This window comes from Pseudoalteromonas atlantica, assembly GCF_043641955.1.
Classification (GTDB): domain Bacteria; phylum Pseudomonadota; class Gammaproteobacteria; order Enterobacterales; family Alteromonadaceae; genus Pseudoalteromonas; species Pseudoalteromonas atlantica_A.
The window spans coordinates 693,002-706,538 of record NZ_JBHZRV010000001.1 but is presented as its reverse complement, the minus strand read 5'-3'; the positions used below and the strand labels follow the sequence as shown (position 1 = coordinate 706,538).

General features: G+C 40.2%; 11 protein-coding genes and 1 pseudogene. 8 read left to right on the top strand and 4 right to left on the bottom strand.

Annotated features, from left to right (window positions below):
* Nucleotides 1–39: 39 nt before the first annotated feature.
* Nucleotides 40–1,050 carry an arabinan endo-1,5-alpha-L-arabinosidase gene (locus ACHUE3_RS02935; RefSeq protein ID WP_394190002.1) on the bottom strand — a complete coding sequence of 337 codons (1,011 nt, stop codon included), beginning with the start codon at nt 1,048–1,050 and terminating at the stop codon, nt 40–42.
* Nucleotides 1,051–1,154: 104 nt separating this feature from the next.
* Between ACHUE3_RS02935 and ACHUE3_RS02930 the strand changes: the two genes are divergently transcribed.
* Nucleotides 1,155–2,183, top strand: coding sequence for a glycoside hydrolase family 43 protein (locus tag ACHUE3_RS02930; protein ID WP_394190000.1), 1,029 nt, complete (start codon nt 1,155–1,157; stop codon nt 2,181–2,183).
* A 62-nt stretch (nt 2,184–2,245) separates the two neighbouring features.
* Here ACHUE3_RS02930 and ACHUE3_RS02925 read toward each other — a convergent pair whose 3' ends face one another.
* Together ACHUE3_RS02925 and ACHUE3_RS02920 are read right to left on the bottom strand one after the other, a co-directional pair.
* Nucleotides 2,246–5,476, bottom strand: a complete 3,231-nt coding sequence (locus ACHUE3_RS02925) for a glycoside hydrolase family 88 protein (RefSeq protein ID WP_394189998.1) — start codon at nt 5,474–5,476, stop codon at nt 2,246–2,248.
* Nucleotides 5,477–5,596: 120 nt separating this feature from the next.
* A complete protein-coding gene (locus tag ACHUE3_RS02920; RefSeq protein ID WP_394189996.1) occupies nt 5,597–7,225 on the bottom strand; it encodes a sodium:solute symporter in 1,629 nt (542 codons plus the stop codon).
* Nucleotides 7,226–7,455: 230 nt separating this feature from the next.
* Between ACHUE3_RS02920 and ACHUE3_RS02915 the strand changes: the two genes are divergently transcribed.
* The 6 genes and pseudogenes from ACHUE3_RS02915 to ACHUE3_RS19875 all read left to right on the top strand — a co-directional run bounded on the left by ACHUE3_RS02915 (nt 7,456) and on the right by ACHUE3_RS19875 (nt 12,447).
* Nucleotides 7,456–8,187, top strand: coding sequence for a FadR/GntR family transcriptional regulator (locus ACHUE3_RS02915; RefSeq protein ID WP_394189994.1), 732 nt, complete (start codon nt 7,456–7,458; stop codon nt 8,185–8,187).
* Between the two features lie 40 nt (nt 8,188–8,227).
* Nucleotides 8,228–9,004 carry an SDR family NAD(P)-dependent oxidoreductase gene (locus tag ACHUE3_RS02910; RefSeq protein WP_394189992.1) on the top strand — a complete coding sequence of 259 codons (777 nt, stop codon included), beginning with the start codon at nt 8,228–8,230 and terminating at the stop codon, nt 9,002–9,004.
* Nucleotides 9,005–9,100: 96 nt separating this feature from the next.
* Nucleotides 9,101–9,808 carry a sulfite exporter TauE/SafE family protein gene (locus ACHUE3_RS02905; protein ID WP_394189990.1) on the top strand — a complete coding sequence of 236 codons (708 nt, stop codon included), beginning with the start codon at nt 9,101–9,103 and terminating at the stop codon, nt 9,806–9,808.
* A gap of 37 nt (nt 9,809–9,845) precedes the next feature.
* Nucleotides 9,846–10,721, top strand: a complete 876-nt coding sequence (locus ACHUE3_RS02900) for an SMP-30/gluconolactonase/LRE family protein (protein ID WP_394189988.1) — start codon at nt 9,846–9,848, stop codon at nt 10,719–10,721.
* Between the two features lie 421 nt (nt 10,722–11,142).
* Nucleotides 11,143–11,922: pseudogene (locus ACHUE3_RS19880) on the top strand (PAS domain-containing protein); the annotation flags it as partial.
* A gap of 111 nt (nt 11,923–12,033) precedes the next feature.
* Complete coding sequence (locus ACHUE3_RS19875) at nt 12,034–12,447, top strand: methyl-accepting chemotaxis protein (protein WP_463530593.1); 414 nt, start codon at nt 12,034–12,036, stop codon at nt 12,445–12,447.
* A 50-nt stretch (nt 12,448–12,497) separates the two neighbouring features.
* Here ACHUE3_RS19875 and ACHUE3_RS02890 read toward each other — a convergent pair whose 3' ends face one another.
* Nucleotides 12,498–12,644, bottom strand: coding sequence for a hypothetical protein (locus ACHUE3_RS02890; RefSeq protein WP_394190280.1), 147 nt, complete (start codon nt 12,642–12,644; stop codon nt 12,498–12,500).
* 411 nt (nt 12,645–13,055) lie between these two features.
* Here ACHUE3_RS02890 and ACHUE3_RS02885 point away from each other — a divergent pair, with 411 nt between their 5' ends.
* A complete protein-coding gene (locus tag ACHUE3_RS02885; RefSeq protein ID WP_058559189.1) occupies nt 13,056–13,250 on the top strand; it encodes a (2Fe-2S)-binding protein in 195 nt (64 codons plus the stop codon).
* Nucleotides 13,251–13,537 lie beyond the last annotated feature (287 nt).

The following is a 13,537-nucleotide window of genomic DNA, read 5'->3' as shown; positions in this document are numbered from 1 at the left end:
AAAACCTGCAATTTGCAGGTTTTTTTGCGTTATTTAATATTACTTTTCAATCAGCTTAGTGGTGCGCTTGTTTAGATCTTTGCTATCAACTAAAGGCCAATTATCGTCCCAAGTCATAGGTAAAATACGCAGCTTTTGTAAGCCGTTATCAGCACTTTCGTAGGCATGAAGTACTAAATAGTCTTTGCCATCGAAGGTATAGGCGGCGTTGTGGCCAAGTGCTGCCCAGTCTTTATTACCTTCGATCACCAGTGAACCACCGCCATTATTTAAGTCACGACCTTCTTTATCTAGGTAAGGTCCTTCAACATTTTTACTACGACCAACGCGTACATTGTAAGTACTGTCTAAGCCACGGCAGCATTTATCAAACGATACAAATAAATAGTAATAGCCATTCTTTTTAAATATGTAAGGGGCTTCAACGGGGCCGTGTTCAGTATTAGGGCGCGCTGAAATGCTATGCCATTCTTGCGGCTGCGCTAGGCGAACCATATCATCATCAAGTTTTACTAATTTAAGGCCACCCCAAAACGAACCAAAGCTCATCCAAGGAGTACCGTTATCATCTTCAACAATGGCTGGGTCAATCGCGTTCCAGTTATCGCGTTCAGGCACTGACTGTAAAACAATACCATGATCAATCCATTTATAATCAGGTGATTTAGGGTCTAGAGTGTCATTTACGGTTACGCCAATTGCCGAAGTGTTTTTACCAAACGCTGATACAGAGTAGTAAAGATAAAATTTACTATCCTTTTCATAAATATCAGGGGCCCAGATGTGGCCGTTAAAATCATTTGAAATTCGTTTAGCCCAGCTAGGTTCGTCTTTAAATACGCGGCCAGTAAGCTGCCAATTTTTCATGTCTTTTGATTCGTAATAAGTGATACCCATACCTGTGCTGAAGACATAGTACGTATCGCCTTCTTTGGTCATCACCGGGTCATGTACTTCAACTTGTTTAGCCATGGCGTTGCTCGCTAAACAAAGCAGTGTACTTACACCGAGTAACTTACCAGCTAGGACGAGTTTTTTTGCATGTTTCATAGTTGCCTACCTTTTTTATTTTAATCATTACACTTATTCAGCTACTATAATATATGTAATACAATATTAACAATGAAAAAAAGACAAATAACAGGATAAAAAATATGCTAAAAAAACGCTCTCTAATTCCCATTGTGAGTATGTTACTTGCCATGCCAACATTTAGTTATGCAGATGCTAATAGCAGCACAAGTGTAGCACCAATTGATAATCCAATTGTATTGCAACGTGCCGACCCTTGGTTAGTCCGCGATGATAAAACAGGTTGTTATACCTTTATTGGCACCTCTCCTAAGTTTGATGAAATTGAGCTACGCCAAGCGTGTCGACTCAATGATTTAAAGCAAGCTCAGCCTAAAGTGATTTGGCATAAAAACAAAAAGGGGCCTATGAGTACAAATATCTGGGCGCCAGAGCTGCATAAGGTTGACGGAAGTTGGTACATACACTTTGCAGCGGGCGATGTTGAAAAGCCGTTTAGTATTCGCATGTTTGTGCTTAAAAATGACAGTGAAAACCCTATGACTGGGCAATGGCAAGAAATGGGGCAGTTAAAAACACACCTTGATAGCTTTTCATTGGACGCCACAATATTTAGCCATAATGGCAAACGTTATTTAGTGTGGGCGCAGCAAAATCAACCAGCAACGTATAACTCCGCATTGTGGATCGCCGAAATGGATTCGCCCACGTCTATCAAAGAGCCAATTGTAGCCATAACAGAGCCTACTCTAGACTGGGAAGTGCAAGGCTATAAGGTAAATGAAGGAGCCGCAGTGATTATCCGAGAGGGGAAAGTGCTACTTACGTATTCTGCTAGTGCGACTGATCATCGTTACGCGATGGGCTTGTTATGGGCCGATGCTGATGCCGATTTACTTGACCCTGCAAGCTGGCATAAAAAGCAGCAACCAATATTTGCTAGTAACGAAAAAGTAGGGCGTTTCGGTCCAGGTCACAGTAGTTTTGTTAAAGCACAAGACGGTGTAACAGACTTATTAATTTACCATAGCCGTGATTACAAAGAGCTCAAAGGCACGCCATTAACAGATCCAAACCGTCATGCCCGAGCGCGTATTATTGAATGGGATGAAAATGGCTTTCCGATTTTATCGCCTGACAAACCAGACTAATACATATGTAAATGGGAGCCTTGGCTCCCATTTTTAATCACACGTTGAGATGTGAGATGCTATTACTCAACAATAATTCCCACAGCATCTAAATAATAGTCTGTCCAACTATTATATTGACCTTGTAACCACATAATGACTTTATGTTTGTCGGAATTGACAATCATAGGGCGTAAGTTTTCATTATTTTTATCATGCGTTAACTGTTGCCACTGGATAGTTTTAGTATCATCATCCAGCGCTACGTGTGCGCTAAATATTTGATGCGGCATCGCTAGCGATTTACCGGTAGTCGGATTAACATTACTTGAAATAACCAGATGCGTTGGGTCGCTCGGATCAACCGCTATAAGGCCTGTATAACTTGCTTCTCGCTCGTATAAACGGCTCCCAGCGAAAGCCACTTCTCGGTCATGCCATTTATTGCCATCCCATGACGCTAAGCGGTAACGCTGATCTTGGTTACTTAGGTAATACGTGTAAGCGATATGTGGATAGCCTTTATCATCAAATGCGACAGAGCTGGTCCATGCGCTTTTTTCGACGCTTAAGTCATGGCCACGAAAATCACCGCCACCACCTTGAAACAGCTTTTGCGCTTGAGAGGGCTTAAGTGGTCCGTCTTTTTTCAAGTTTTTAATAAAGCTGCCATCAACGTTGTAGAAATTGCCATCACGAAACTCAGCATAATAAATACTGTTACCAAAATCACGCGGGTGAGCGTCGGTAAACGATAAGCCAATGGTGTCTTTGCCATTTCCGGCATAGCGAGCATACGGTCGTTGCACACCCGGTACTTCATTTTGAATTAAATGGACGTGTTCATCGTCCCACGTTGCACCATCATCTTTAGATGTTACATAAGTCGGGTTCCAATCAATACCACGATAAAGATTATACAGGGTTCCTTCATCTGACAGGTTATACAAGTTCATGTAAGTAACATTGGCGGGACTTTGTATGGTTTGTTCTTCGCCCCAATTTAAAAAGTCAGCGGACTGTGAAACACGATAGTAATGCACTTTTTCACTGTTATGGCGCGCATACACAGTTAATAGGCTGCCATCTGGGCGGGTATAAAAAACGGGTGAGTTATGGTCATCGTTATCAAAATCAGGTTTTAATGTGGTGCGCCCTAATAGTTGCTTATTGTCGAGGTCATATACACCAACTGCTGCATCACCAATGCCATTACCGGCAACACTGCCTATAACCAGTTTTCCGTCTTGGATAATAGCGCGGGGGTCTTGGAACCAACACCAGCCCGCGTTATACATTAAGGTTTTTACGGGGTTATTTGCGAGTTTTTTTTTAGCTTGTTCGCTGTCTAATAATTTATAGATTTCAGTACCTGCGGCTAAAAATGCGCCTACACCGTAAACTTCAGTGTAATCAGGGAATGAATCACCTGGAGCGGCGCCTACAGGTTGTACAAAGCCAAGCATGCCTTCATCGGTAACTGATTTTTCCAAGGCGCGCCATGCTTTCATTAACGCTGGACGGTAAGTGGCTTTATCTAAGTAACCTTGGTTGATACCCCATGCAATACCATACGCATAAAACGACGTACCGCTGGTTTCTTTTATAGGGTAACCTTCTGTTCCGCCTAATAATCCCATTGACCAGGTGCCATCATCGCGTTGAATTTCGATTAACCGTGCAGCCATTTGCTGATATAAATTAATGTAGAAATCACGTTGCTCCCAAGTGACCGGTAAATCTGGGATCATTAATGCAAGACCACCAAATACCCAACCATTGCCACGTGCCCAAAACACATCTTGGCCGTTTTGCTCGTTTTGCGTAAAGTAGCTTGAATCACGCCAAAATAGGTGATCTTTTTCACTCCATAATAAGTCGTATGTTGCTTTATACTCTTGGTGCATAAAGTCTAAATACTTTTCTTCACCAGTTATTTTTGCTAATCGTGCCCATACAGGCGGAGCCATAAATAACGCGTCACACCAGCCCCAGCGGTCATGAGCATGGGTGTTTTCTGCTAGCCAATCAAGGGTGCCGGTTTTTGGGTTAGCCAAAATCCAATCAAATTGCTTACGTGTCGGTTCGAGCATTTCAGGCTGATGAAAGTCTTCATAGAATGAAAGATAGAATTGGCCAACAGTATGATCATCCGCGTGATAGGGACGCTGATGCAAACCCCAGTCATTACGCTCTCCAATGGCTTGTAACCATTGCGTGTATTTCAGATCATCGGCTATTTTGCGCCATTCGTTCATGCCGGTATAAAGTGCGCCATGGTGCCACTCTAAGTCATGATAACGTTCACGGTTCATCCACTGTGGTGGTTTACGTGGGATGGCGCGATAGCTACCTTGCTGTTCGTGATTAGCAATTTGCCAGTCGGCGACTTTCTTTGTTAACGCTTTTACCGAGTCGGCTGTTACTGGACTGGTATCGGCTTTAGCTAAATAATTATCAGCGTAGCTTTGCCAAGCTGAAAAGTTGGTTATATCACCTGCTTTTGTCCAAGCAGAGCCCACGTAATAGGTGATTTCACCTTGCTTATTGGTTTGTGCAACAAGCAATGCATGGCTTCTATCTTTTTGCTGGCTTTGTTGCAAAATATACTGGGTATGGGTGAATTTCTCTAAGGCGACAGCAGTACCAATTTGGCTATCATCAATAGTTTCCCAAGTTGTGATCGTATCGCCTTCAGAGTTGACCTTAGCAACAGCTTTGCCATCATGAGTGGTCACACCGACCGCAACGTCTAACTGAATCGGTTGGCCATTTTGGCTAAATTGGCTTTGAGCTTTATAAAACTGATTGCCTTTTTCAAGGGTGATGCGCTTGGTTTCTTTGATATTACGGGTGCTGTAATTATATGTAAGTTCAAAGATAACCTTATCGGCGGTTTTTTCTATTATTGAATAATCAGTGAAGACATTTGGCTGGATGAGTTTATCAGTGGTTTTTGCCTCAGTATCCCATAGCGCTATTGAGCCACAACCAAGGGAAGTACCAACGTGGTAGGGGTCATAGCCTTCACCATGGTCTTCATGATAAGAAATTCCTTGTTGATGATCTTTATACCATTTATCAATTATTGGATACTCGACCCGTTTGAGCCAGCAGTCTGTGCCATTATTTTCAGCTGAGTCTTTTAAAGCGGGCCCATAAACACGAAACGCAACTTTATCGTTTTCAAATGCAAAGTCGTCCATTCGCTCTGGCACATGGCGAGCTTGTACTGATGTTTCCTTGGTTTGTGTCGAGCAACTACTGATCAATACCAGTGAACTTATTGATGCAACCTTAAGCAGTGTGTTCATCATTACCTCTTATTATCATTAATATTGCCTAAGCTGGAAATAACTTGGTTTATTAATGAGCATCTCTTTCTGTGTGTTAAAAGGGGGGAAACCCCCCGTGTTGAAACAACTGACTATGTCCTACCAGAAGCGGTAGTAAATAAATGCAGTGATACCAATGATCCCCGCGGTATGAATGTAATCCCATTTATCTAAACCATCAGCGACTTCTTTTAATGTTGCCTTGTCTAGACTTGAGAAGGTGAGGCCTTTTAATTGCTCTTCACTTGCTTGCTTAGTGAATATACTGACCACAATCATAATACCGACCACCAATACAAATAATAAAATACAGTAATAAAGCCAGTTCATTGAGGTTACCCACTCTACAGGGGTGCCGACTAGACTGTCTTTAAATGGCAATAGTACTAAGCGGAACATACCCATGACAAAACCAGAAACTAACCCAACAAAGCCCGCGGTTGGTGTAATACGTTTACTACATAAACCTAATAAGAATACCGCAGCAATACCTGGTGCTATCAGTGACTGCACACTTTGTAGGTATTCATAAAGTACATCGGCTATTAAGCTCATGATAGGTATCCATAACAAGCCTAAAATTACGATGGCAACTGTGGCTAAACGACCGACTTTTAACAGGTGTTTTTCGCTTGATTCAGGTTTGAACTTCTTATAAAAATCGATAGTAAATAAGGTGGCGGATGAGTTAAATAGTGATGCTAACGAGCTCATTAACGCCGCTACTAGTCCACCAATTACAATGCCTTTAACACCAGAAGGTAGCAACTCAGCAACCAGAGTTGGGAATGCCTGATCGGCGCTATCATAGCTAATAATGCCTTTCGCTTTTAATGCGTAAGCTATCATCCCTGGTACTAAAAAGATGAAAATAGGCAGCAGCTTTAGGTAACCGGCAAACATAGTACCGCGACGCGCTTCTTTAATGCCTTTGGCCGAAAGCACCCGTTGTACGATGTATTGGTCAGTACACCAGTACCAAAAACCAATGATGAATGAGCCAAAAATGATGCCCGGCCATGGAAACTCTGTATCGGAAGCGCTGCGAATTAAATGCATATTCACATCATTTAAGCGCTCTACCTCTGACCAACCACCGACTTTGTCTAGGCCAACCACTAAAATAACCACAGAGCCAATAATTAAAACCGGTGTTTGTAATACGGAAGTCCACATAATGGCTTTCATGCCACCAAGTACTGTGTAAATACCAGTGATCACGACTAAACTAATGGCTGAAATCCAGAAGAAGTCGATTCCCCAAATGCTTTCGATACCGAGGATTGTTTTAAACGCAATACCCCCAGCATAAACGGTCACTGCAACTTTAGTAAGTACGTAACTGATTAACGAGATAACTGATAAGAATGTGCGCGATTTAGAGTTAAAGCGACGCTCTAAAAACTCCGGCATGGTATAAACTTTACTACTCCAATAAAAAGGTACAAAGACCCAACCAAGTAATAATATTATCCACGATTGCATTTCCCAATGGGCTAACGCCATGCCCGATTGTGCACCTGCGCCAGATAAGCCAACTAGATGCTCAGAGCCGATATTGGAAGCGAATATTGAGGCACCAATGACTAACCAACTGGCATTTCTCCCGGCTAAAAAATAATCTGTCGTATCTTCTTCTTTTTGTCTCATTGAGACGATGACTACAGCTAAGAGCAAGACAAAAAATCCCGCCAGCACGAGCCAGTCTAATGTACTTAATTCGATCATCTTTGATTCCATTTAAGCCCGAAAATAAATCCGGTAAATTTGTGTGTAATAAAAATATTATAATACAAATAGGTTAAATGAAAGATATTTGTTAAAATTAGTGCAGTTATGAGTTAAAAAATTAACTTTAATGAAATACGGTTTTTTAACTCAGCAAGCAATTTGAAAGATGACGCGGGAAAATTATAGTAGTATCATATAATAAGTATTTATAAAGGAAGTGTTTCTTTATGGCACGTATTGAAAATTTAAATTTGTCACAACAAGTAACCAATGAGCTAGGTAAAGCGATTATCAATGGTCATTATACCGCTGAAAGTGGGTTACCAACTGAAGCAAAATTATGTGAAGAGTATGGGATTAGTCGTACTGCTGTTCGTGAAGCTGTTAAAATGCTTGCAGCAAAAGGACTTATATCATCACGACCGCGCCAAGGGATTCGTGTAGAGCCGGCAAACACCTGGAATCTATACGATACTAGCGTTTTAAAATGGCTACTTGAAAGCAGCCCATCACTGTATATTTTGAAAGAATTTTTACAAGTGCGTTTAGCCATTGAGCCACAAGCGGCGGCACTTGCTGCAAGGCGTGCAGATAAAGACGCGATTGCAGAAATAGCCCTTGCACTTGAAAATATGCAAGCAGCTGCAGATGAGCCTGACGGTGAAATTCACGAAGCTGATTTGTCTTTTCATACCGCTATTTTATTTGCCAGCGGCAACCGGTTCTTTTTCCAATTACGTGACTTTATTCGCACCGCATTGAATGTCAGTATTCAGCATACAACACCGGCCAAAGGCAGTAAAAAAGCGATTGCTGATGAACACACTAAAGTGTACCAAGCTATTTTAAATGGCGAACCGGAACGCGCTAAAAATATGATGACTTATATGATAGATGAAGCAATGTCATTTATTGAAAAAGAAATTGCTGAACAAGAGGCAAGCAAGGTATCAAAATAGCCGTGCTTATTAATGAACCATCTTTATATTTAAGGAAATCATGCCAGCTTTAACAGATATAACAAGTTATCCAAGCCTCGCTGGTAAAAGTGTTTTTATTACCGGTGGTGCTACAGGTATTGGTGAAGTAATGGTAAAACGCTTTTGCGAGCAGCATGCGAAAGTAACTTTTATAGATATCGCCAAACAACAAGGTGAAAAGCTCGTCGCAGAGTTGGCAGGGCAATATCGCTTCGATCCTCAGTATATTTACTGTGATCTACGTGATATTGAGCAATTAAAAGCAACCATTGAAACAACGGGTAAAACACAAGGCGAAATCAGCGTATTGATTAACAATGCTGCAGATGACACACGCCATGTTGCCGATAAAATGAGTGTTGAGTATTGGGATGATAAACTTGCTGTGAACCTTCGTCCTTGTTTTTTCACAGCGCAAGCTGTGGCGCCACAAATGCAGCGTATTGGTGGTGGTAGTATTATCAATATGGGCTCAGTTAGTTGGCGGATTAAACAAACAGGTATGCCAGCGTACACTACAGCAAAAGCCGGTATAGAAGGCCTGACTCGTTCATTAGCAGCAACTTACGGTAAAGACAATATTCGTATCAATACCTTAGTACCAGGTTGGGTGATGACCGAACGGCAAATCACTCATTGGTTAACACCACAAATGATAGAAGATGTTAGACATAGTCAATGCATTAATGAAACCTTGCAAGCTGATGATATTGTTAATGCTGCGCTGTTTTTAGCGGCGGATGACAGTAAAATGATGACAGCACAATCGCTCGTTGTTGATGCCGGTTGGACGTAAAACGAATAAAAAAATTTACCTATCGGTAATCATAATATAATATTAGAATATTATTGGCTGTATATTAGTCAAAACCAGCTTAAAAGGTAGAATGCGTTGCCCGATATTGTACTCGTTTATTTTATATTGATAATTGGAGCATGTTTACAGTGCGTCATTGGCTTTGGATTAGGTTTACTCTGCGTGCCAGTTCTGTATTGGCTAATGCCAGAATTAGTACCAGCACCTATGATACTCAATGCTCTGTTGATCACCGCGTTGCTGGCAGTAAAGCACCGTGGTGCAATTGACATTAAACAAACAGGTTACTCTATTTTTGGCGGGGCTATTGGTGTACTCAGTGCCGCTGCTGTCATGATATATGTAGATTCAGAACAATATCGGCTGTTACTAGGCAGCTGTTTATTACTTGCAGTAGGCCTGTCATTAACAGGTTGGTCGCCTAAATTAACTATGGTATCAAACCTTGTTGCCTCTATAGCATCAGGCTTTATTGGCACTACCACTTCCGCAGGTGGTGCGCCAATGGGGCTGCTTTATCAAGCACAAAATAAAGATAAAATTAAAGCAAACCTCAGTATATTTTTTGTGTTTATCAATTTGTTCGGCATCATTGCATTACTCGTAACAGGTTCTGCGGGTATGCAAGATATTGTGTTATTTTTAAAGTGCTTACCGGCAATATTAATTGGCTGGGGAGCGTCGTATTTTGTGAATAACAGCATAAACGAAAAAGCCACACGGATACTCATTATTTTGGTCGCCAGTTTTTCAGGTCTAGCGCTTATTTTTATTCACCGTTAATATGTTGGCCTTCGGAGCAGATTAAAATTAAGTTTTTATGGCATTTAACACAATAAAAATGATCATTCCTTGCCAATGTTTACTTGGCGAAGGGCCTTACTTCAGTCGTACTTACAACTGCTTATTTTGGGTAGATATTTTAAGTAACGTATTGTATCGATTTGATTGGACTCAACAGACAGTGCAGACTTTCCAGATGCCAGAGCCTATCTGTTGGTTGATGGAAACCCAAGATCAGCAATTTATCGCTGGATTTGAAAGTGCGATTTACTACCTCGATAACCAAACCTTGCAAAGAACATCCTTGCATTGCCAACTAAATGAGCCTGAGGGAAACCGCTTCAATGATGCTAAAGCTGATCGCAACGGAAATTTGTTCTTTGGCACTATGGATAAGCTTGAGCAGCAAAGTTCTGGCTCACTGTATCGACTTGGTAATGGCAATAGTTTACAAAAAGTTGATACAAATTATGTGATCAGTAATGGCCCTGCGATTAGTAAAAATGGTCGCACTTTGTATTCTACAGAGTCTTCATCAAAGACTATTTATCAGTTTGATTTAGATGAAAGAGGGCGCATCACAAATAAACGTGTTTTTGTAAAGTTTGAAAATGGTATGGGGTATCCAGATGGTATGACCGTTGATAGCGAAGACCATTTATGGGTAGCTGCATGGGATGGTTTTGGAGTATATAGGTTCACACCATTGGGAGAACAAATACAGTTTATTGAGTTGCCAGTGCCTAGAATAACTAGTGTTACTTTTGTTGGAGAAAGCCTTGAGTATTTAGCCGTAACCTCTGCAAAAGTAGGGCTTGATGAGGACACATTAAAGAAATATGAATATAGTGGGTCTGTGTTTATTTTAAAGCCTAATGTACATGGCGTCTCTGAAACACCTGTTGTTATTTAGGCCACCTAATACCAATCCGCAATAATACTTAATCATTTTTCGGGGCTAAACGTGTCGATACCTGCGTTAAAAAATTCTTACTTAGAACAACTAAATAGCGAATTTTTCCCTTGCTATCAATACGTTTTTCTACCCTCAAAATAGATCACTTAATTAACCGAATTGGTATAACATACAAGCCATCAAATGTGTAATGTGATCTAACCCAATTAAAATCACATAATACGGATTTACAATTATACTGGATTGTTTGAAATAATTACTTAGAGCCTTAAAGTTTAAGGGGCAACTTCGAGCGATCAAGTGGACTTTCCATAATTCCATATTTAAATAGAAGAATGGTTGAGAATTATGCAAAAATAAAAGTCGTAAAAGTAAAATTCTGCTATTGTTAAAAAGTCCATTTGGTAATTGCTTTCTGATGAGGAATCGAATGTTTTGGGACAAAAAAGAAAAAACTAAAGAAACGAACATTACTCCAAGTTACCAACATGAGTTCAATGTGATTACTTCACTTCAAAGAGTATTTGCCTTTATTGAGTTTACTCCGACAGGTGAGGTCATTAATGCTAATGAACTATTTCTGTCGACTCTCGGTTATGAGCTAAGCGAAGTGGTTGATCAACACCACCGTATGTTTTGCTTACCTCAAGAGGTCAGCTCAAAAGAGTACCGTGAGTTCTGGGATAAATTAGCACGAGGCGAATCGAATTCAGATAGATTCGAGCGTATAAAGAAAGATGGTAGTTCAGTATGGATTGAAGCCTCTTACACACCCGTTATCGATGAGCAGGGACAAGTTACTAGTATAGTTAAGTTAGCTACTGATATTACAGAGTTACAAAAGGCTGAAATAAAAAAAGCAGGGTTATTAGAAGCGATAGAAAGATCGATGGCAGGAATATCTTTTGATGTGAATGGCCATATTTTGGAAGTAACAGAGGCCTTTCTAAATGTAGTTGGATACCAAGAGCAAGACATAGTTGGTAAGCACCATCAAATATTTTGTCCCAAATCAATTAGTTCAACGCCTGAATACAAGCAGTTTTGGAAGGATTTGAAAGAAGGTAAAATCCAACGTGGCTTATACGAACGTATCGACTCTAGAGGAAACACTCTTTGGTTAGAGGGGGCTTATAACCCAATTTTTAACAGTGATGGCAGTGTGGATAGGGTTGTTAAATTTGTCTCAGATGTAACCCAGCAAACTCAAAAGATTAGAGACACAATTGAATCGGTGCAATCAACAGCGACAGAAACCGAACAAGTGAGCGGCGAAGCTACAAAGACATTACAGCAAAGCGTTGTTACAATGGACGATATTACTAACGATATCGATGTAGTCTTTACTGATATCAAAGAACTCAATAATGAGTCTGAGAAAATTAATGCAATAGTGAGCACTATTTCGTCTATTGCAGAACAAACAAATTTACTAGCACTTAACGCAGCTATTGAAGCTGCTCGTGCAGGAGAGCAAGGTAGAGGTTTCGCAGTAGTAGCTGATGAAGTCCGTACTCTGGCAGCCAGAACGTCTAATTCCACCTCAGAAATTGCCAATGTTGTAAAAAGTAATACTGAATTAACTATTCGCTTAGGTGAAAACATAGAGGCGGCACAAGAAAAATCCCAAAAAGGTGTTCAACTAATTAGCCATGTAGATGGCATATTTAAAGAAATAAATCAGGGGATGTCTGGGATAGTTGAAGTGGTCAAACGCTTGTAGTTTAACCTAACTCGTAATTTAAAACTGTCTAGTAAAAGCAGGGAAGTCTACTACTTTAAAAAATCATTTCGCATAGTCACAGCCTGATACTCTTTTTCTGAGTGTAATAGTGCCCAAATTAGACGGGCGTTTTTAGCGGTCAACGTAATAGTGGCTCGTTTAAACCCTCGTCGTTCAACAAGGTCTGGACTTCCCATAGAAACACTTCTATAAATCCCATATTTATACATAAAGGCTTTAAAAGCCTTTGTATGATCAATTTATAAACTCACCTACTTATTTACCTATAGCTAATCTTACTTAAATTTAAGAGCTCCATGAGATCAATAAATCTCGACTTGAATGGGCACAATTTAAAGGCTTAGTAAGATAATTAAATCTCGATTTGTATGGCACAACTTAAGGCCTTACTAAGATCAATAAATCTCATTTTGAGTGGCAAAATTTGCATGAAAATCAGTCAATTTTCAAGCTGCCGCGAATTCTCAATTTAAGTGGCGCTGGCCACAAATAAAAATAATTCTCAATTTATTTTAAAAACTAATTGCGAACAGTTAACGTTTAGATTAATATACAGACTCAAATGTAATTGAGAGTGGTTTGTATTCATGTATATCTGTTTATGTCACGGTGTGACAGATAAAAAAATTGAACAAACAATCGACGAAGGTGCGATGACGATGCGTGAGCTTAGTAAAGAGCTTAAGGTCGGTAGTCAGTGTGGCAAGTGCTGCTGCTGTACTAAAAAAATCCTTAATCGTAAACTTATTGAAATAGCGGATATCACAGATCAAGTTGCGTAGGTATTTGCTCAAAGCATTTCATTGATACTTTTCTCATTTCAGTTCAATTAGTCAAACTCTCACTTTGTGTCGTGATTTTCTTCGCGACAAAACGAAAAAAAGCAGCCTAGGCTGCTTTTTTGTGTTTATTATACCAATTCGCTTAATTAAGTGAGCTATTTTTGGGGTAGGAAAACGTGTTGATAGCAAGGCAAAAAAATCGCTATTTAGTTGTTCTAAATAAGAATTTTTTAACGCAGGTAGCGACACGTTTAGCCCCGCAAAATGATTAAGTATTATTGCGGATT